Source organism: Cellulosimicrobium sp. GQ32, from assembly GCF_059758455.1.
Window position 1 is genome coordinate 70,211 of record NZ_JCAXEP010000014.1, and the last position, 20,250, is coordinate 90,460.

Annotated in this window: 13 protein-coding genes; 4 read left to right on the forward strand and 9 right to left on the reverse strand. The window is 74.9% G+C overall.

The window, feature by feature from the left end:
- Positions 1-109: 109 nt before the first annotated feature.
- Complete coding sequence (locus AC6CH9_RS18715; RefSeq protein ID WP_498156245.1) at positions 110-607, forward strand: acyl-CoA thioesterase; 498 nt, start codon at positions 110-112, stop codon at positions 605-607.
- A gap of 66 nt (positions 608-673) precedes the next feature.
- Here AC6CH9_RS18715 and AC6CH9_RS18720 read toward each other — a convergent pair whose 3' ends face one another.
- From AC6CH9_RS18720 to AC6CH9_RS18740, 5 genes are all read right to left on the reverse strand, one after another.
- On the reverse strand, positions 674-3,274 hold the full coding sequence (locus tag AC6CH9_RS18720; RefSeq protein ID WP_498156246.1) for a glycoside hydrolase family 9 protein: 2,601 nt from the start codon (positions 3,272-3,274) through the stop codon (positions 674-676).
- Between the two features lie 99 nt (positions 3,275-3,373).
- Positions 3,374-4,912: an SDR family oxidoreductase gene (locus tag AC6CH9_RS18725; RefSeq protein WP_498156247.1), complete on the reverse strand. Its 1,539-nt coding sequence runs from the start codon at positions 4,910-4,912 to the stop codon at positions 3,374-3,376.
- Positions 4,909-5,895 carry a DNA topoisomerase IB gene (locus tag AC6CH9_RS18730; RefSeq protein ID WP_452110262.1) on the reverse strand — a complete coding sequence of 329 codons (987 nt, stop codon included), beginning with the start codon at positions 5,893-5,895 and terminating at the stop codon, positions 4,909-4,911. Before AC6CH9_RS18730 ends, AC6CH9_RS18725 begins: the two co-directional genes overlap by 4 nt.
- A 101-nt stretch (positions 5,896-5,996) precedes the next feature.
- Positions 5,997-8,297, reverse strand: a complete 2,301-nt coding sequence (locus AC6CH9_RS18735) for a glycoside hydrolase family 6 protein (protein WP_498156248.1) — start codon at positions 8,295-8,297, stop codon at positions 5,997-5,999.
- 109 nt (positions 8,298-8,406) lie between these two features.
- Positions 8,407-9,513, reverse strand: coding sequence for a LacI family DNA-binding transcriptional regulator (locus AC6CH9_RS18740; RefSeq protein ID WP_498156249.1), 1,107 nt, complete (start codon positions 9,511-9,513; stop codon positions 8,407-8,409).
- Between the two features lie 149 nt (positions 9,514-9,662).
- On the opposite strand from AC6CH9_RS18740, the gene AC6CH9_RS18745 reads away from it, so the two are divergent.
- Positions 9,663-12,362, forward strand: a complete 2,700-nt coding sequence (locus AC6CH9_RS18745; RefSeq protein WP_498156250.1) for a substrate-binding domain-containing protein — start codon at positions 9,663-9,665, stop codon at positions 12,360-12,362.
- 105 nt (positions 12,363-12,467) lie between these two features.
- Positions 12,468-15,188 carry a glycoside hydrolase family 48 protein gene (locus AC6CH9_RS18750; RefSeq protein ID WP_498156251.1) on the forward strand — a complete coding sequence of 907 codons (2,721 nt, stop codon included), beginning with the start codon at positions 12,468-12,470 and terminating at the stop codon, positions 15,186-15,188.
- Positions 15,189-15,230: 42 nt separating this feature from the next.
- Here the strand turns inward: AC6CH9_RS18750 and AC6CH9_RS18755 are convergent, their stop codons facing one another.
- The 3 genes from AC6CH9_RS18755 to ptsP form a co-directional block, all read right to left on the reverse strand.
- The gene (locus AC6CH9_RS18755; RefSeq protein WP_498156271.1) at positions 15,231-16,079 is read right to left on the reverse strand and encodes an acyl-CoA thioesterase; all 849 of its coding nucleotides are present in this window, start codon (positions 16,077-16,079) and stop codon (positions 15,231-15,233) included.
- A 142-nt stretch (positions 16,080-16,221) separates the two neighbouring features.
- On the reverse strand, positions 16,222-16,608 hold the full coding sequence (locus tag AC6CH9_RS18760) for a globin (RefSeq protein ID WP_237843608.1): 387 nt from the start codon (positions 16,606-16,608) through the stop codon (positions 16,222-16,224).
- 178 nt (positions 16,609-16,786) lie between these two features.
- Positions 16,787-18,490 carry a phosphoenolpyruvate--protein phosphotransferase gene (gene ptsP, locus AC6CH9_RS18765; protein ID WP_498156252.1) on the reverse strand — a complete coding sequence of 568 codons (1,704 nt, stop codon included), beginning with the start codon at positions 18,488-18,490 and terminating at the stop codon, positions 16,787-16,789.
- A gap of 244 nt (positions 18,491-18,734) precedes the next feature.
- On the opposite strand from ptsP, the gene AC6CH9_RS18770 reads away from it, so the two are divergent.
- Positions 18,735-18,980 carry a PTS sugar transporter subunit IIB gene (locus AC6CH9_RS18770; protein ID WP_024842193.1) on the forward strand — a complete coding sequence of 82 codons (246 nt, stop codon included), beginning with the start codon at positions 18,735-18,737 and terminating at the stop codon, positions 18,978-18,980.
- 66 nt (positions 18,981-19,046) lie between these two features.
- On the opposite strand, the gene AC6CH9_RS18775 is transcribed toward AC6CH9_RS18770, so the two are convergent.
- Positions 19,047-20,171: a mechanosensitive ion channel family protein gene (locus AC6CH9_RS18775; protein WP_498156253.1), complete on the reverse strand. Its 1,125-nt coding sequence runs from the start codon at positions 20,169-20,171 to the stop codon at positions 19,047-19,049.
- Positions 20,172-20,250 lie beyond the last annotated feature (79 nt).

The window sequence follows — 20,250 nt, forward strand, 5'->3', positions numbered from 1 at the left end:
GGTGGCGTCGTGCTCGGCGGGCCGGTGGAGAATGGTCGCGGCCCGGTGACCGGGGTACTTGTCCCCGGGAGACGTCCGGCCGCGCCATGTCGAGCGAGAGGACCTCCGAATGACCCGCCTGCACGTCCCCGTCTCCCTGCGGTGGTCGGACCTCGACGCGTACGCGCACGTGAACAACGTGGAGATGTTCCGGCTGCTCGAGGACGCGCGCATCACGGCGTTCTGGACCCACCCGGACGCGGGCGAGGACGCCTGGCCGACGGCGGTCCTGGAGACCGGGCCGGCCGCGACGAGCCACACGCTCGTCGCGCGGCAGGAGATCGAGTACCTGCGCCCGCTCGGCTTCACGCGCACGCCCGTGCGCGTCGAGCTGTGGATCGGGCACCTCGGCGGCGCGAGCCTCGAGGTCTGCTACGAGGTGCACGACGGCGCCGCCCGCTTCGAGCGCACCGGCCCCACCTCGGGCGGTGCCCCCTACGCGAAGGCGGTGACGACGATCGTCGTCGTCGACGCGGCGACCGGCGCGCCCCGCCGCATCACCGAGGCCGAGCGTGCGGCGTGGGAGCCGTTCGCGGAGGAGCCGCTGACCTTCCGCCGGCGGCGATGACCGTCGCCCGCGCCGGGGAGCAGCGTCCCGGCGCGGGCGACGATCGTCCGTGGCTGCCGTGCGGGATCACCCCACGGTGCACTCCGTCTCGCCCGACGCGCCGACCAGCGTGAAGCCCGCCGGAGGTGTGTTCGCCCCGCCGTGCGCGACGTTCGCGCCGACCTCGACGGACGCCCCCGGGGCGAGCGTGCCGTTCCAGGCGGCGGACCGCACGGTGACGTCGGCGCCCGACTGCGTCCACGTCGCGCTCCAGCCGTTCGTCACCGTCTGCCCGGACGGGAGGGCGAACGCGAGCGTCCAGCCGTCGAGCGGCGTGGTCCCGGTGTTCGTGAGCCGGAGGGTCACGGTCCCGCCGGAGCCCCAGTCGCTCGACGACCACCGGACCGCGCAGGCGCCGGGCGCGGGACCCGTCGACGTCGCCGGGGTCGTGAAGGTCGCCGCCGGACCGGGCGCGGACGCGTTCCCGGCCCGGTCGGTCGCGACGACGGCGACGCGATAGGTCGTCTCGGGCGCGAGACCCGTCAGTGCCCGGCTGGTACCCGACGTGGCCGCGACCCGGACGCCGTCGAGCAGCACGTCGTACCCGGCGACACCGCTGCCCGCGTCCGAGGAGGGTGCCCACGCGACGGACGCCCCGGTCGCGGTGACGCCCGAGACCGTCGGCGTTCCGGGCGTCGACGGCGGCGTGGTGTCCGGCTCGACGGGCCCGGTGGTGGGCTCGGTGCCCCACAGCAGCTCGTCGCCCTCGTAGAGGGTGATGCGGGGGTTCTTCGTCGGGGCGTCGCCTGTCGCGACCTGCGCGAACGACCAGTCGTCCGCGGCGTCCCAGACGTCCGCCGTGACGCGGAACTGCACCTCGCGGCGGTGCTGGGACTGGCCGCCGGGGTACACGACCGAGCCTGAGCAGTCGATCTCGACGACGTACTGGTCGCCGCCCGCGTGGCCGACGGTCGCGGTCGCGCCGGGGCACTCGGAGTAGTTGGTCGTGGCCCGCAGGGTCGCCGGGTCGGCGCCGTCGTCGAGCGTGAACCAGTACCGCAGGCGGACGTCGTCGAGCACGCGCGCCGGGAAGGCCGACCGGTTGCGCAGCACGGCCTTGATCTCCGTGAACGCGGTGCCGGGCTGGTTGAGGCGGGACTCGACGAAGAACTCGTCCTGGTCCGGGGCCTCGGGCTGCGGGAAGTCGGCGAGCGGGGCACCCCCGTGCACGCCGACGAGGAACGCGAGCGCCGACGTGAAGCCCGCGTTGTAGTCCGTGGCGACCTCGTTCGCGACGTAGTCCGATCGACTGTCCGTGTAGGCGTCGTCCGGTGCGCCGGGCCCGCCGACGAGCGCGCCGTACAGGACGTGCCGCGTCGCCGCGGGCTCCGCGAGCGAGTCGAGCCATGAGCCGTGCGCGGTGCGGTGGTGCGGGTTCTGCGGCGGGTCCTCGCCGTACCCGACGACGTACGAGGCGCCGCGCGGGTTGTCGCCGAGCGCGTAGCCGATCTGGCGCTCGCCGAAGTCCTGGTAGGTCTGCGCGCGGGTCGCGTCGCCGCGCCCCCGCAGCCACTCGCCGTAGGTCAGCGCGACGAACGCCGTGTTCGCGGCGTAGCGCAGCGAGCCCCACGAGTCGAGGAACGCCTGCCCGCCGGGGGAGTACCGCACGCGCGAGCCCTGGTACCCGGTGGTCCAGAAGTCGAGCCACCGGTTCGCGTCGTCGACGTACTGCTGCTTGCCCGTCGCCTGGGCCAGCAGCGCGTACGCCCCGTACGTCTTGTCGTCCCACGCGATCGTCCAGCGGTACGACGGCGTGCTCGTCTGGTTCTCGCGCGACAGACCGGCGTACTCCTGCTCGGCCTTCGCGAGGTAGGACGCGTCGCCCGTCGCCTCGTACAGCCACGCCGCGCCCCACACGAGCTCGTCCTGGTACCCGGACCACGAGTTGTAGAACGCGCCCGCGGGCACGCAGTCGGAGTACTTGCCGCGGTAGGTGTCGGCGAAGGCGAAGAGCTGCTCCGCGTGCTCCACGAGCTCGGCCGCGTACGCCGGGTCGGAGTCCGCGAAGACGATCGACGACGCGGCCATGGCCGCCGCGGTCTCGCCCGCGACGTCGCTCCCGGGGCACGACCGGTCGACCTTGTACGCCGGCCGGGCCATCTGCATCGCCTCGGCGGGGCCCCACCACTTGTGGTCCGCGTCGCCGTCACCCACCTGCGCGTAGAGCACGTCCGGCTCGGGGTGGGCCTTGACGAAGTAGTCGTTGACCCAGCGCAGCGAGTCGAGCAGCTCGTCCCGCTGGCCCGACGCCGCGTACCCGTCGGGGCTCGCGATCGCGCCCCACGCGAGCATCGTCGTGGTGAACGCCATGGGCAGCCCGAACTTCACGTGGTCGCCCGCGTCGTACCAGCCGCCCGTGAGGTCGAGCCCGACGTCGGCGCCGTCGTCGAGCGCGGAGTCGCCGCGCCAGCTCACCCGGAAGTCGTCGGGGAGGTCGCCCGAGCGCTGGGCGTCGTAGAAGAACAGGGACTTCTGGAGCGCCTCGGCGTAGTTCGGCTCGGCGCCAGAGGCGACGGCCGACGACGCGCTCGACGCCGGGCTCGTCGTGGCCGAGGCCGGGGTCGTGGCCGCGAGGCTCGCGGCGAGCAGGGCGCCCGTGGCGAGGACCGCGGTGGGTCGTGGGTGCATGGCTGCCTCTCGTCCGGCTGCGTCCGCGTCGACGCAGGTCGACGCCACTGTCCGGACGCGGCGGAGCCGAGGTCAAGGACCCGCGCCACCCCGAAACGTTTAGCCGTCGTCCGCGGCGCGTTCCGCCGCGGCGGCGACGTTGCGCTGCATCCCGCCGAACACGACGCCGTGGAAGGGCTTGACGGTCCACCAGTAGAGCTGGCCCGCGAGGCCGTGCGGGTAGAACAGCGCGCGCTGCGCGAAGTAGGTCCGGCCGGGCCCGCTCGCGTCCTCGGGCGAGGGCCCGGGCGCGTCGGGGTCGGTCGCGTCGGGGAGCTCGGCGGCGGCCTCGTCGACGCGCAGCTCGAGCCACGCGAGCCCGGGCAGGCGCATCTCGGCCCGGAGCAGCAGGCGACGGCCCGGCTCGATCGCCTCGACGCGCCACCAGTCGAGCTCGTCGTCCACGCGCAGGTGCCGCTCGTCGCGCCGACCACGGCGCAGCCCGGGTCCGCCGACGGCGCGGTCCAGGAGCCCGCGCACGCGCCACGCGAGCGACCACGAGTACCAGCCGCCCTGCCCGCCGATCTCCTCGACGACGCGCCAGAGCACGTCGCGCGGCGCGTCGACGACGGTCCGCCGCTCGTCGACGTACAGCGAGCCGCCGGCCCAGTCGGGGTCGCTCGGCAGCGGGTCCGACGGCGCTCCCGGGACCGAGGCGGACGACCAGCGCGTCACCACCTCGCCGTCGTGGATGCGTTCCAGGGCCAGCTCGACGGCGCGGTCGAACCCGAGGAGGCCCTCGGGCGGGTCGGGCACGTACCGCCGGACGTCGTGCTCCCGGCACACGACCTCGTGCTGGAGCGACTCGACCAGCGGCCTGGCGATGCCCGACGGCACGGGCGTGACGAGCCCGACCCACAGGCTCGACAGCTTGGGCGTGAGCACCGGCACGCTGACGATGGCGCGGCGGGGGAGCCCGGCCACCCTGGCGTAGCGCTGCATCATGTCGCGGTAGGTGAGGACCTCGGGCCCGCCGATGTCGAACGCGCGCGAGACGTCGGGCGGCATCGTCGCGGACCCCACGAGGTAGCGCAGCACGTCCCGCACCGCGATGGGCTGGATGCGGTTGTCGACCCACTTCGGCGTCGTCATGGCGGGGAGCCGCTCGGTGAGGTAGCGCATCATCTCGAACGAGGCGGACCCGGAGCCGAGGATCACCGCCGCCTGGAGGACCGTCGTCGGGACGCCCGACGCGAGCAGGATCTCGCCGACCTCCTTGCGCGAGGCCAGGTGGCGCGAGAGCTCACCCTCCGGGACGTCCGGGAACATCCCGCCGAGGTAGACGATCCGTCCGACGCCCGCCTCGCGCGCCGCGCGCGCGAACGTCAGCGCGGTGCGGCGGTCGCGCGCCTCGAACGTGCTCCCGGTGCCGAGCGAGTGCACGAGGTAGTACGCGACGTCGGCGCCCTCGAGCGCCGCCCGGATCTGCTCGAGGTCCGACGCGTCGGCCGCCACCGTCTCGACGTCGTCCACCCACTCACGCCCCGCGAGCCGTTCGGGGTGCCGTGCCAGTGCGCGCACCTCGAACCCCGCGCGCAGGAGCTCGGGCACGAGCCGTCCGCCCACGTAGCCGGTGACGCCGGTGACCGCGGCCCTCACGAGAGGAGCTCCAGGAGCTCGCGCTCGGCGCGCGTCTGCGACCGCGTGGACCCGATGGTCTCGCCACGCTCCCACAGGTCGAACAGGCGCGGGTCGATGTACGAGGACCGCGCGACGGCGGGCGTGTTCCCGAGCTCCTCCGCGACGTCCTTGACGATCCCTGTGACGACCTTGCGCCGCGCCCGTTCGGAGGCGGGCGCGGCCCCCGCGTCGGCGAGCGCGCGTGCCGCGAGCACCGTCGCGTGCCAGGTGCGGAAGTCCTTGGGCGTCGCGTCGTCCCCGAGCCGTTCCTTGATGCCCGCCTGGACGTCGGCGCTCGTGACGTCGTGCCACACGGCGCGCCCGTCGGGGCCGTCCTCGCGCCATGCGAGCAGCTCGACGCCGCCGCGGCGCCGCTTGAGCGTCGTGACGAGCTCGGCGACCACCGGGTCGTCCACCACGACGTCGCGCACCTGGCCCGACTTCGCGGGGTAGTGGAAGTGCACGCTCCCGTCACGCCGCACGCGCGCGTGCTCCTTGCGGATCGTCGCCAGGCCGTAGCTGTTGTTCTGCTTCGCGTAGATCTCGCCACCGGCCCGGAAGTACGCCAGGTCGAGCAGCCGGAACGCGAGGGCGAGCACGGTGTCGCGCCCCATGCCGGGCTGTGCGAGCTCGCGCGCGACGCGACGCCGGGCCGCGGGCAGGCGCCGGCCGACGTCGAGCACGTGGTCGTGCTTGCGCCGCGCGCGCCGCACCTGCCACTGCTCGTGGTACAGGTACTGGCCGCGACCGGCGACGTCGCGCCCGAACGCCTGGATGTGCCCGTTGGGGTACCGGCAGATCCAGACGTCGGACCAGGCGGGCGGCACTGCGAGGCGCGTGCACCGCGCGAGCTCCTCCTCGTCGGCGAGCGGAAGTCCCTCGACGTCGAGGAACACCCACGAGTCGCCCTTGGGGCGCCGCGAGTACCCGGGGGAGGTCACGGACACCCGACGAAGTCGCACCCGGTCATCGTGCGGGACACGTGGCCCGCTCGCGCGCCGGGGGACGCCGCCCGCGGCGCGCCGACGGCCGGGGCGCACGCGCCCCGGCCGTCGGCGTCAGGTCAGGCGACCGTGCAGGTCGCGCCGTTCAGGACGAAGGACGTCGGCTCGGTGTTGGTCCCGGTGTGGGAGCCGTTGAAGCCGACCTCGACGCTCGCGCCCGCGCCGAGCGTGGTGTTCCACGCGGCCGGGGTCACGGTGACGGTCGCGCCGGACTGCGCGTACTGCGCGGACCAGCCCTGCGTGATCGTCTGGCCGTCCGCGAAGGCGAACGTCAGGGTCCAGTTCTGCAGGGCCGTGGCGGAGCCGTTGGTGATCCGCAGCGACCCCGTGAACCCGGTGTTCCAGGAGCTCGCCGTGTACGTGACGGTGCAGGCGCCGGGGGTGCCGCCCCCTGGTGCCGTCGTGCCGGTCACGGTGCCCGACGTCGCGGACACGTTGCCCGCGCCGTCGACCGCGCGCACCGCGTAGACGTGCGCCGTGCCCGCCGCGAGGCCCGTGTCGGTGAACGACGTCGCCGAGACCTCGGCGACCTGCGTCCCGTCGCGGAACACGCGGTACCCGGTCACGCCGGTGTCGTCGGTCGACGCGTTCCACGCGAGCGCGACCGTGGAGGTCGTCACGCCCGAGACCCGCAGCCCCGTCGGGGCGGACGGCGCCTGGTCGTCGCCGCCCGGGCCGCCGTCCTCGTCCGTGGTCACCGTGAGCGGCGCGGACGCGGCCGAGACGTTGCCCGCGGCGTCGCGCGCCCGGACGGTCACGGCGTAGGACGTGCCCGCGTCGAGTCCGGTGACCGTGAACGAGGTCGTGGCCGTCGTGCCCACGGCGGTGCCGTCGACGAGCACGGTGTAGCCCGTGACGCCGCGGTCGTCGGTCGACGCGGTCCAGCTCACGCTCGCCGACGACGCGGTGGTCGCCCCGGCCGTGAGGCCCGTCGGGACCGACGGCGGGGTCGTGTCCGCGGGGCCGCCGCTCCCGTCGCCCTCGATCGCCGGGTAGGCGTTCTCGACGAGCATCCGGAACTGGGACTCGAACCACTGACCCGCGAGCGGGGCGTCCGGCAGGGCGCCGGTGAGCTGGTTGGAGAGCTTGGGCGAGACGAAGGTCGGGTCGCACATGCGGTCGAACCGCTTGCCCTGGTCGTTCGGGATGTCGGACGACGCGCCGTCCGACTCGCCCGGAGGCTTGACCCACACGTAGGCGTGCAGGTGCGACTCCGGGAAGCCTGCGGGCGAGGCCTGCGGCCGCTCGCCGATCCCGGCGCCGGCCGGGTTGCACCAGGCACCGCGGTGGATGCGCTTGTCGACGCGCGACTCGTCCACGTAGGTGTTGAGGCTCGTCGACGTGCTCACCGCGGTCGGGCGGTCCTCGCCGCCCCAGCCGTTGCGCGACGTGTCGACGAGCATGCCGATCGACGTCGGGAAGCCCTCGGCGACCAGCAGGTCGTAGAGGTGCGCCGTCCAGTCGGCCTCGTCGAAGTCGGCGTTCCACTCGTAGAAGGACGCCGAGCGCACGGGCGTGCTGCCGAGCTGGACGTCCTCGAGGAACGGCTCGTGCAGCGGCGTGGAGTTGGCGGTGTTCGTGACGAAGCCCGCGACGGACGCGTAGCCCGCCTCCGTCGACAGCACGACCTCCTTGAACAGCTTCGCCGCGGGGCCCGCGTTGCTCGGCCAGCCCAGCCAGCCGGCGTGCGCCGCGTCGATGTAGGAGTACACGTTGCCGACGTCGTGGAGCGCGTCCAGCGCGTACTTCACGCCCTCGCGGTAGTACGGCGCGGACGCCTGGCAGTCCGGCGTGCTGATGTTCGTGATGAGGTTCGGCAGCGAGTCCGGCTCGATCGTCGCGACGATGCGCAGGTCCTCGTAGGCGGGGTCGTCGAGGATGTCGGCGATGACGTCGATGTACTCGGTCTCGTACCGCGCCATGTCCGTCGCGTTCGGCTTGAGCTCGCCGTTGGACGCGAGCGCGTAGCAGTCGCGGCCGGGCAGGTCGTAGATGACGAGGTTGAACACCATCGGCACGCCGGGCTGCTTCTGCTCGATCGCGGCGTCGAGGTGGTGCCGCAGGCCCGGGCCGTCGGCGTTGCCCTCGATCGCGCTGATGCGGTCCATCCAGACCGCGGTGGGCTCCTCGGCGATGGCCCGCATGCGGGAACCGAGGTCGCCACCCGCGCGATCGGCGGCGGCCTCGACGTTGGCGGACCAGAAGTCGTTGACGTACTGCGTGGCACCGGCGAACGGGTTGCTCACGCGTGGCTCGGCGGCGTTCGCCGGCGCGGTGGTCGCGACCAGCGGGACGGCGAGCAGCGCGAGCGACGCGGCGACGGCCGCGCCCCTGCGCGGTCGGCTGGATCGGGATGGCACGTGGTCCTCCAAGGGTCCGGGGGCGCGGACGGGTCCGCGCACCGGGCGGCTCTGCCCGGTGGGGACAACGTGACGAAACGGGGCCGTCGTCGGCTACCGGCTGAAACGTTTAGGCGCCCCGCGGTGGCGCGGTCGTCCCGCGCAGGAGGAGGCGCGCGGCGGGGCGCTCACGGTCGACGGCCGGGTGCGTCGTGGCAGGGTCGGCCTCGGGGCGTGCGACCGGGCGCCCGAGGCCGAGCCGTGCGACGACGACGTCCGCGACGTGCGCCCCGAGCCGCTGGAACGGCCGGTGCACGGCGGTGAGCGCGGGAGCGACCAGCCGGCACGTCGCGGAGTCCTCGCCGGACAGCACCGACAGGTCCCACGGCACCTCGAGCCCCTGGCTCCGCCCGGCCTCGAGCACCGCGAGCGCGGCGACGTCCGTGTCGGTGAGCACGGCGGTGGGGCGCGAGTCGTGAGCGACCAGCCTCGCCGCGCGCGAGCGCGTCTCCTCCCACGTGCGGCACTCGACGACGTCGACCCGGGCCTCCGGGCCGCCCGCGTCGTGGGTCGCCGCGACCAGGGTGCGTGCCACCTCGTCCTGCGCGTCGGAGACGAGGACCGCGATCCGGCGGTGGCCGAGCTCGACGAGGTAGCGGGCCGCGCGGGCGTCCGCGTCGCCCGCGAACCAGGTGCGCACGCCCGGCGCGTCGGGGTCGGGCGGGCCGGGGGCTACCTCCACGAGCGGGATCGCGGCGTCGCGTGCGACGCGGACCCGGGGGTCGCCCGCGTGGGCGTCGACCACGACGTACGCGGCGTGCCGCCGCTCGGACCAGCCCGCCTCGAGGTCCCGGGCGCCCTCGTCGCGGTCGTCGGTGACCTCCAGGCCGAGGGCGAGGTCGTGCTCCGCGAGGACGGCGCGCATGCCGGCGGCGAGCGCGAGGGCGCGGGCGGGTCCGGCGGACCCCTCCGCCGCGTGCACGACCTGGAGCGCCACGCTGCGGGCGCTGGTGCGCAGGGAGCGGGCGGCCGCGCTCGGGCGCCAGCCGAGGTCGGCCGCGGTGCGCAGGACGTGCCGGCGGGTCCGCTCGGACACGCCCGGACGGCCGTTGAGCGCGTAGGAGACGACGGCGATCGAGACCCCTGCCGCGCGGGCGACGTCGGTGATCGTGATGCGCCGCTCGGCGGGGCTGGCGGGGCGTGGTGAGGACGCTGCGCCGGAGGAGTGAGTGGTCACGCTCCCACACTGTGCCCGGTTTGGGTGCATGATGCCTATCAGGACTCGGTGACGATGACGTGACGGGGACGGTGACGAGGATGTCGACGGACGCGACGAGGCGCCCGAGACAGGCGGGGGAGCACCTGACGTTCGGTGTGCTGTGCCCCGTGGTCGGAGGCTTCTACTTCGGGCGGTCCCTGGCGGGGATCGCCCGGGTCCTGCGGGCGCACGGGCACCGGGTGGTCGCCCTCCAGACCTACCCGGCGGACCTCGACCGCGACGAGTTCCCGGGCCCACCGGGCCGGCGCCCGCTGCTCGGGCGCTCGTCGTTCGACGGGTTCGTCGTCATGACGACCGCGCTCGCAGACGCGGAGCTGCGCGAGCTGGACGCGTCGGGCATCCCGCTCGTGCTCCTCGGGGTGCGCGCCGACGGGCTGCGCGCTCCCGCGGTGTCGCCGGACAACGCGGGCGGCGTCCGCGCCGCCGTCGACCACCTCGTCGAGCACGGCCACCAGCGCATCGGCTTCGTGGGCAACACCGAGCAGCGCGACACGCTCGAGCGCTACGACGCCTACCGGGCGGCGCTGGCGGCGCACGACCTCGCGTGGTCGCCGTCGTGGGTCTACCGCACGCGCGACAACCAGGAGGCGAGCGCGGAGGCCGTCGCGCGGCGGATCGCGTCCCGGGGACTGCCGACGACGGCGACGCTCGCGGCCACCGACCGCAACGCCATCGGCTTCATGCGCGGCCTCCAGGCCAGCGGGTTCGAGCTGCCCGCGGAGCAGGCGGTGGTGGGGTTCGACCACGCCGACTCGGGCGCGCGCTCGCGTCCCCGGCTGTCGACCGTCGACCCCCTGCACGACCAGGTCGGCGAGCGGGTCGCGGAGCTGCTCGTCGCGCAGGCCCGGGGAGAGAGCGTGGGCCGGGAGAACCGGCTGGGCCGTGCGGCCCTCATCCGGCGCGAGTCGTGCGGGTGCCTGGAGGGGACGCAGGGCGAGCTCATCGGCGCCCCGGCCGTCCGCGCCGACGCCGTGCCGGCGCCCGTCGACGCGGCCCGGCCCCTCGACGAGGTCGCCCGGGTCGTCTTCGCCCCCGTCCTGGACCGGTCGGACGCGCGCGGCGTGCTGCGCCGGCGCGGGCCGGACGGCGGCCAGCGCCCCGCGCCGGTCGACGCGTGGCTCCTCGTGCTCCGGCACCTGCTCCGGGGCGCCGCCGAGACGGGTGCCGTCCCCCCGGCCGCGGCGCTCCGCTCGCTTGCGGACCGGACCGCCGGCCTGCGCCCGTCGCAGGAGGCGCTCGAGCAGATCGTGCCGGCGCTCGAGACCGAGGTCGCCGCGCTCGTGCGCGACGTACGGCGGCGACGCCCGGGCGCGCGCGCGTCCCAGCTCGGCCGGACCGTCCTGTCGCGCGGCGCCCACCGGGACCCCCCGGCGAGCTCCGCCGCCGTGCGCGCCGAGGCCGTCCGGGCGACGGCGGCCGAGGTGGTCGTCGCCGTCGCGCGCGGGTGCGCGCACGGGGCCGTCGCGCGCACGGGACGGCTCGAGCAGGACCTGGTGGACCTCTACGAGGTCGACCTCGGCCTGCTGCGCGGCGACGAAGCAGGGCTGCGCCGCCTCGACTGGCTCCCGCGCGGGGTGGGCGGTACGGCGGCCCTCGCGCTGTGGGAGGACGCCGACGACGGCTCCGGGCGCCGCGTGCTGCGGGTCGTCGGCGTGCGCGGCGGGGGGACGGCCGTCGAGCGGCTCGTGGGGACGGTCCTGCCGACCGCGCAGTTCCCGCCGCGCGAGCTCCTCGACCCGCGGTCGCTCACGGTCGTCGCGCCCGTCGCGTTCGGACGCTCCGACTGGGGGTTCCTCGTGGTGGGCGGCCTCGTGGACACGCGGACGACGAGCACCCGCGAGCGGTACAACCACTGGGCGGCCATGCTCGCCGTCGCGCTCGACCGGGAGACCCTGGTCAGCTCGCTGCAGGAGCAGCAGCGCGCGCTCGCGGACGCGGCCGGCCGCGTCCGCGAGCTCGCGCTCGAGGTCGAGGCGGGGGCGGAGCGCGCGGCGCTCGTGTCCATCGCGTCCCACGACGGCACGTGGGACTGGGACGTCGAGACGGGCACCGTGCGCTGGTCGCCGGCGTGGGCCCGCATCGTGGGCTGCGACGTGGCCGACCTCCGGGACGACCCCGAGGAGTGGCTCGGCCGCGTGCACCCGGACGACGTGCAGGCCGTGCACGCGGCCGTCGCCGCGCAGCTCGCGGGGACGACCGAGCCGCTCGACGTCGAGCACCGCCTCCGGTGCGCGGACGGCGAGCACGTGCGGGTCCGCTGCCGCGCCGTGACCGTGCACGACGCCGGCGGGCGTCCGGCCCGTATGGTCGGCGCCCTCGCCGTCCTGTCCGACGTCGAGCGGTACCGCAGCGAGCTGCGCGAGCGGGCGCTCGTCGACCCCGACTCGGGAGTGCTGCACCGCACCCTGTTCGTGGACCGGCTCGAGCAGGCGATCGGGCGTGGCGGGCGGGTCGAGGGGTACGGCGCGCACGTCCTGGCCGTCGGGCTCGAGGCGCCGCCGACGGTCCCCGCGCTGCACCGACTCGGCGGCGCGGTGGGCCCGGCGGGCTCCCTGTGCGCGCTGGCCCCGACCGACCTCGTGGTGCTCCTCGACGGCGTCTCCGACGACGCGGCGCGCCACGCCGCGGTCCGCGCGGCGGGGGCGTGCGGCTCGGCCGTCGTCGAGCACCTCGGCGACGTCACCGGCGCCCCGGACGCGCTCGAGGTGCTGCGCCGCGCCGGGGTCGCGCTCGCGCGGCGTCGGGCCCGCGCGTACGGAACCGTCGTGCCGTGGTCGGCGCCGTCCGAAACGTTTCGTGCGTTGTGACGGCCGGTCGCGTCCGCCGAGAGTCGATCGACCCGCGGGGGTGGGGGAGCCGACGGCGGCGCCCCGCGACCGCCGTCGCGGGGCTCGACGACGAGAGGGAGCACGATGCCACGCACGTCCCGGCGCGCAGCGCCACCACCCACCGCCCCGCACGCCCGAGCCGCGCGGGGCCGGCGCACGACGGCCGCCGCGCTCGCGGCGGGCGTCGCGCTCGCGGCGCTCGCCACCGTCCCCCCGGCGAGCGCCGACCCCGCGGAGCCCCGGTCGACGACGGCGGGGACGGCCGCAGCGCTCGTCGACGGCGAGTACACGCAGCGCTTCCTGGAGCTGTACGCGAAGATCCACGACCCCGCGAACGGCTACTTCTCGCCCCAGGGCATCCCGTACCACGCGGTCGAGACGCTCATGGTCGAGGCGCCGGACTACGGGCACGAGACGACGTCGGAGGCGTACTCCTTCTGGCTGTGGCTCGAGACGTCGTACGGCCAGGTGACCGGCGACTGGGAGCCGTTCAACCACGCGTGGGACACGCTCGAGGCGTACATGATCCCCACCACGGAGAACCAGCCCACCAACGGGGCGTACGACCCGGCCAAGCCCGCGACGTACGCGCCGGAGTTCAACCACCCGAGCCAGTACCCGTCGCGGCTCGACTCCTCGGTGTCCGTCGGGACCGACCCGATCGGGGCCGAGCTGCGGTCGACGTACGGCACGCCCGAGGTCTACGGCATGCACTGGCTCGCCGACGTCGACAACGTCTACGGGTTCGGCGCCGCGCCGGGCTCCTCGACGCTGCTCGGGCCGGACCACGAGGGCACGTCGTACATCAACACGTTCCAGCGCGGCCCGCAGGAGTCCGTCTGGGAGACGGTGCCCCAGCCGTCGATCGACGACTTCGGCTACGGCGGCGAGAACGGCTACCTCGACCTCTTCACGGGCGACGCCTCGTACGCGAAGCAGTGGAAGTACACCAACGCGCCCGACGCCGACGCGCGCGCGGTCGAGGCGGCCTACTGGGCGAACAAGTTCGCGACCGAGCAGGGCCAGCCCGAGGCCGTCGCCAACACGGTCGGCAAGGCCTCGAAGATGGGCGACTACCTGCGCTACGCGCTGTTCGACAAGTACTTCAAGACGCCGGGCTGCGAGTCCACGTCGTGCGCCGCGGGGTCGGGCCGGAGCAGCGCCCACTACCTGCTGTCCTGGTACTACGCGTGGGGCGGGGCGCTCGACACGTCCGGCCCGTGGGCCTGGCGCATCGGGTCGAGCCACGCGCACTTCGGGTACCAGAACCCGATGGCCGCCTGGGCGCTCGCGAACGATCCCGCGCTCCAGCCGGCCTCGCCCACGGCGAGCGACGACTGGAGCACGAGCCTCGACCGCCAGATCGAGCTCTTCCAGTGGCTCCAGTCGCCCGAGGGCGGGATCGCGGGCGGCAGCACGAACTCGTGGGACGGCCACTACGCCGACCGCCCGGACGACGTCGCGACGTTCTACGGCACGGCCTACACCGAGGCGCCCGTCTACCACGACCCGCCGTCGAACTCGTGGATGGGCATGCAGGGCTGGGGGGTCGAGCGGATCGCGCAGCTCTACGAGGAGACGGGCGACGAGCGCGCCGAGGCGATCCTCGACAGGTGGGTGCCGTGGGTGATCGACCACGTCACGGTCACGGACGACTCCTGGCAGATCCCGTCCAACCTCGCGTGGTCGGGCCAGCCGGACGACTGGGACCCGGAGAACCCGGGCGACAACGCCGGCCTGAGCGTCGAGGTGACGGGCTACGGCCAGGACGTCGGCGTCGCCGGCGCGCTCGCCCGCTCGCTCATGTACTACGCGGCCGGGGGCGAGGGGCCGCAGCACGACGCGGCTCAGCAGGTCGCACGCGACCTGCTCGACGCGATCTGGGAGCAGAACAGCGACCCGCTCGGCGTCGCGACGACCGAGACGCGCGCCGACTACGCACGCTTCGACGACGTCCTGACGTCGACCACGGGAGACGGGACCTACGTGCCGGCCGGGTGGACGGGGACCATGCCGAACGGCGACGTCATCGAGCCCGGCGTGTCGTTCCTCGACCTGCGGTCGTTCTACCTCGACGACCCGGACTGGGCGAAGGTCCAGGCGCACCTCGACGGCGGACCGGCGCCCGAGTTCACCTACCACCGGTTCTGGGCCCAGACCGCCGTCGCGACGGCGCTCGCGGACTACGACCGCCTGTTCGGCGAGGACGTCCCCACCGAGCCGGACACCGAGCCGCCGACGACGCCCGCCGACCTCGCGGTGACGGGGACGACGGCCACGACCGCGTCGCTGTCGTGGACGGCGTCGACGGACGACGTGCGCGTGGTCGCCTACGACGTGCTGCGCGACGGAGCGGTCGTCGGATCCACGGCACGCACCACGTACACCGACGAGGACCTCGCGCCCGAGACCACGTACCGGTACACGGTGCGGGCGCGTGACGCGGCGGGGAACATCTCGCCGGTGTCGCTCGCCGCCGAGGCGACGACGCTCGCGGACGACGGCGGGCCGGAGCCCGGCGCGTGCACCGCGACCTACGCGACGCGCGGGTCGTGGCAGGGCGGGTACCAGGGCGAGGTCACGGTCACGGCCGGACCGTCCGGGGTCGCGGGCTGGACCGTGTCGCTCGACCTCGCTCCCGGCGGCCTGTCGCAGGCCTGGAACGCGACGACGAGCGTGAGCGGGAGCGTCCTGACCGCGACGAACGTCGGCTGGAACGGCACGCTCGCCGCCGGCGGCACGACGTCGTTCGGGTTCATCGGCACGGGCGCGCCGCCGTCGTCACCGACGGTCGCGTGCGGCTGACACCCGGCTGACACGCGATGAGGGCGGTCCGCCTCCCGGCGCTCACAGCGCCGGGAGGCGGACCATTCCCTCCTGCGCGATGGACGCGACGAGCGTCCCGTCCTGGGCGAACACGCGCGCCGCGCCGAGCCCGCGGCCGCCCTGCGCGCTCGACGCGGACTGCACGTAGAGCAGCCACTCGTCGACGCGCGCGTCGCGGTGCCACCACATCGCGTGGTCGAGGCTTGCGATCGACAGGTCGGGCGTGACCCAGCTGGTGCCCGACTGGCGCAGGATCGGCTCGAGCATCACCTGGTCGCACGCGTACGCCATGAGCGCGCGGTGCAGCAGCTGGTCGTCCCCGACGTCGCCGCGCGCGCGCATCCACACCATCTGGTGGTCCTTGGGCTCGTGGTCGGGAGCGAGGTAGAGCGAGCCGCCCACGTGCCGCAGCTCGAACGCCGAGTGGTGCGACCAGAAGCGTGCGATCGGGTGGTCGATGCCGCCGAGCACGTCGAGCGCGGACGGCACCTCCTCCGGGGCGGGGGCGGCGGGCATCGGCGACGAGTGCTCGATGCCCCCCTGGTCCTCCTGGAACGAGGCGATCATCGACAGGATCGGCTTGCCGTGCTGGATCGCGTGCGTGCGGCGCGCGCTGAACGAGCGCCCGTCGCGCAGCCGCTCGACCGCGAAGTCGATCGGCACGTCGAGACCGCCGGGCCGCAGGAAGTAGCCGTGCAGCGAGTGGGGGAGACGCCCCTCGGGGACGGTGCGCCCCGCGGCGAGGACCGCTTGCGCGAGGACCTGACCGCCGTAGACGCGCCCCGTCGGCTGGTGCACGGAGACCCCGCGGAAGTGCTCGGGGTCGGCGGCCGACCCGTCGCCGTCGCCCACCCGCTCGAGGCGCAGCACGTCGAGGAGGTGGTTCAGCGGGTTGGGGACCTGCTCGCGCGGGGCGGCGTCCGACGTCGGGCCGGGAGAGGCCGAGGAGGTCGACGGCGGCGTGGGCTCGGGGGTCACGGGTGGGGGCTCCTTCGCTCGGGCGGCGGGTCGGTCAGTCCTCGAAGGTGTTGAGGAGCGAGTGCGCCGCGCGCTCCAGATAGTCCCACAGCGTCGCCTCCTGGATCGGCGGCAGGTCGAGGGTGTCGACGGCGGCGCGCATGTGCGCGAGCCAGCGGTCGCGCGCCTCGGGGTTGACCTTGAACGGGGCGTGCCGCATCCGCAGGCGCGGGTGCCCGCGCTGCTCGCTGTACGTCGTCGGGCCGCCCCAGTACTGCTCGAGGAACGCCGTGAGGCGCCAGCGCGCCGGACCGAGGTCCTGCTCGGGATACATGGGCCGCATGACCGGGTCGTCCGCGACGCCCTCGTAGAACGCGTCGACGAGGCGCACGAACGTCTCGTGCCCGCCGACCTCGTCGTAGAACGTGCGGCTCGGGCGCACCGGCGCGGCGCCGGTCGTCGGTCCGGTCGCCGGGCCTGTCGTCGTGCCGTTCGACAGGCCGGCGACGGGCAGCGACGTGCGGGGGCTGGGCTCGGTCGTCACCGGCCCATCATCGCACCGGGCGCCGCCCCGTCCGGCCTGAGCACGTGTTCCGGGGCGCGCGTCACACGGGGGTGCGTCAGAGGCCGAGCTCGGCGAGCACCGGCAGGTTCTCGCGGACGACGGCGCGGGCCTCCGCCGCGCTCTCGGCCTCGACCGCGAGCCGCGCGAGCCGTCGGCACTCGTCGAGGTCCACCTCGCGCAGGAGCGCGGCGACGTCGGGGATCGCCCGGGCCGTCATGGAGAGCGACGACACCCCGAGCCCCACGAGCACGACGGCGAGCACGGGCTGCGAGGCCGCCTCGCCGCACACGCCCACGGGCCGGCCCTGCTGGGCCCCGCCCGCGCACGTCGCCTCGACGAGCCGGAGCACGGCAGGCTGCCACGGGTCGCTCAGCTCGGCGAGCGAGCCCAGGAGACGGTCGGCGGCCATCGTGTACTGCGTGAGGTCGTTCGTGCCGATCGAGGCGAAGGCGGCGCGCGCGAGGATCGGGCCCGCGAGCAGCGCGGCACTCGGCACCTCGACCATGACGCCTGCGACGTCGAGGCCGTGGGCGCGGCAGCGCTCGACGAACCACTCGGTCTCGCCCACCGTCGAGACCATCGGTGCCATGACCCACACCTCGGCCTCCTCGGCCGCGGCGGCCTGGGCGATCGCGTCGAGCTGCTGCTCCAGCAGCTCGGGCCAGCGCGCAGCCGTGCGCAGCCCGCGCACGCCGAGCGCCGGGTTCTCCTCGTCGTCGACCGTGAGGAAGTGCAGCGGCTTGTCCGCGCCGGAGTCGAGCGTGCGGATGACGACCTTGCGCGCGGGGAACTCGTGGAAGACCGTGCGGTAGGCCGCCACCTGCTCCTCCACGGTCGGAGGCTGCTCGCGGTCGAGGAAGCAGAACTCGGAGCGGAACAGCCCCACGCCCTCCGCGCCCGCCGCAGCCGCGGGCGCGGCGCCCGCGGGGTCCCCGACGTTCGCGAGGAGCTGCACGCGGTGCCCGTCGCGCGTGCGACCGGTGCCGTCGAACGTGCGTACCCGCAGCGAGCGCGCACGCGCCGAGGCGATCTGCTCCTCGGACGGGTGCACGACGACGGTCCCGGCGGCGCCGTCGACGAGCACGACGTCCTCGGGCGCGAACGCGGCGCTCGCCCCGGTCGCCGCGACGACCGCGGGGATGCCCTTGGCGTTGGCGACGATGGCGGTGTGCGACGTCGGCCCGGCGCCATCGGTGACGATGGCCAGCACGCGCGCCGGGTCGAGGGCCGCGGTGGCCGACGGTGCGAGGTCGGGTGCGACGAGCACGAACGGCTCGGCGTGCTCGGGCACGCCGGGCGCGGGGCGGTCCGTGAGCGCCGCGACGAGCCGGTCGCGCACGTCGGCGACGTCACGAGCGCGCTCGGCGAAGTACCCGCCGAGCTCCGTGAACTGCCGCACGACCTCCTCCGCGGCCTCCCACACGGCGCGCTCCGGCACCAGGTGCTCGTCGAGGACGCGGCGACGCGCGTCGGCAGCCAGGGTGGGGTCGCCTGCCATCGCCGCCGTCGCCTCGAGCACGTCGCGCGCCTCGCCGTCGGCGGCGTCCGCGGCTCGCTGGAGGTCGGCGGCGACCTGCGCGGCCGCGGCGTCCACGCGCCGGGCCTGCGCCTCGTGGTCCTCGCGCGGTCCCATCCGGAGTCCGGGTGCCGGCTCCGCGATCGGCTCCGGCATGAGCACCACCGGTCCGACCACCGTCCCGGGGCACACGCCGATGCCTGTGATGACCTGCCGTGCCTCGTCCTGAACTCCGCCCGTCACGACCTCGCTCCTGTCCGCCTCGGGCGTGCGACCCGGGTGCCCGGGCCGGTGCGCACGCGTGCCCGCCACCGTAGCGACCGTCGCACGCGCCCGGCACACGTCCGTTGCGCCGTGGTTGCGGGCTCGCGTCGATCCGGTGACAACCTCGCGAGGAGACTAGGCTGATCCCAGGTGCACGGCACCCCGACACCCCGGATCCCCCCGCGCGGATCCCACCCGCGACACGCCTCAGGAGACACTTTCGATGAGCACCCCCTCGGACCAGAAGGCACAGCAGATCCTCGAAGCCCTCGGGGGCCAGGGCAACGTGGTCGACCTGGAGCCGTGCATCACACGCCTGCGCGTCGAGGTCACGGACCCGCAGCTCGTCGACGAGGCGCGGCTCAAGGCGACCGGCGCGTTCGGCGTCGTGCGCTCGGGCCGCGTCGTCCAGGTCATCGTCGGCCCGGAGGCCGACAACCTCGCCGCGGAGCTCGACGGCCTGCGCTGACCCCTGCGGCCCTCCGGAGCGGAGGGCCGGCGCCGTCGGTCCGCGAGCCCGACGGCGCCACCCGGCTCAGGCGGTCGGTCCGACCGCGCCACCGGTGCGGTCCTGCACGACGGCCGCCGCCGCGGCGCCGCGGCGGTCCCGCGATGCCTGCTCGTCCGGCGCCGACGCGCCCGGGCCGTCGTCAGGCCGCTCGTCCGGTACGGACGGCGAGTGGTCGAGGACGACCACCTGCTGCGCACCCGCGAGGGGGATCCGCGCGTCGGAGAGCCCCTGCCGGACGCGGGCGCGCAGCGCGCGCGCCACCTCCCACTGCATCGCGGCCTGCGTCTTCACCTGCACCTTGAGCTGCAACGCCTCGGCCGTCATCGACTCGATGCCCGTGACCTCCGGGGGCTCCAGGAAGTACGTGCCGAGCACGGGGTCGGCGCCGACGTCCTCGGCCGCGGCGAGCAGCGCCGCGCGCACCGCCTCGACGTCCGCCCAGTACGCCACGCGTACGTCCACCACGGCGCGGCCCCACTCCTGCGTCTTGTTCCCCGTGCGCAGGATCTCCCCGTTGCGCACGAACCACAGGGTCCCGTTGCCGTCGCGGACCTTGGTGACGCGCAGCGCGACCTCCTCGACGGTCCCCGTCACCTCGCCGAAGTCGACGGTGTCGCCGACGCCGTACTGGTCCTCCAGCAGCATGAACGTCCCGGACAGGAAGTCCTTGACGAGGCTCTGCGCGCCGAAGCCGAGGGCGACCCCGGCGATGCCCGCGGAGGCGAGGAACGGCGCGATGTTCACGCCCAGCTCGGTGAGGACCATGAGCACGATCGTCGCGCCGATGACGATGTTGGCGGTCGAGCGCAGCACGGACCCGACCGTGCGCGCGCGCTGCGCCCGCCGAGCGCTCGCGAGCGGGTTGGCCCGGAGCAGGACGGAGCCGACCTCCGACGACCCGATGCCCTGGAGGCGCTTGCTCCGCAGGGTCGGCGTCCCCTCGGCGATGTGCTCCGTGACCTTGCGGATCAGCCGTCGCACGAGGGCGAGCACGATCGCGCCGATGCCGATGATCAGGAGCACGCGCAGCGGGACCCCGACGAACCACTCGAACCAGTCGTCGGGGTTGCTCGGGTCGAAGCCGTTGCGCACCTCTTCCGGGACCTCCGCGGGCACGCGCAGGACGGGGGCGAGAAGGGGGTGGGACATGAGCGCAGAGTACCCGGGCCAGGTGGGCGGTCCCTGGGCGCGCCGGGCGAACGCGCTGCTCGCGGGCCCGCGTTCTGGC

What these genes read in the sequence shown, in the direction of transcription:
- AC6CH9_RS18715 (WP_498156245.1), top strand. Translation starts at nt 110, where the DNA reads ATGACCCGCCTGCACGTCCCCGTCTCCCTGCGGTGGTCGGACCTCGAC.
- AC6CH9_RS18720 (WP_498156246.1), bottom strand. Translation starts at nt 3,274, where the DNA reads ATGCACCCACGACCCACCGCGGTCCTCGCCACGGGCGCCCTGCTCGCC.
- AC6CH9_RS18750 (WP_498156251.1), top strand. Translation starts at nt 12,468, where the DNA reads ATGCCACGCACGTCCCGGCGCGCAGCGCCACCACCCACCGCCCCGCAC.
- AC6CH9_RS18770 (WP_024842193.1), top strand. Translation starts at nt 18,735, where the DNA reads ATGAGCACCCCCTCGGACCAGAAGGCACAGCAGATCCTCGAAGCCCTC.
- AC6CH9_RS18775 (WP_498156253.1), bottom strand. Translation starts at nt 20,171, where the DNA reads ATGTCCCACCCCCTTCTCGCCCCCGTCCTGCGCGTGCCCGCGGAGGTC.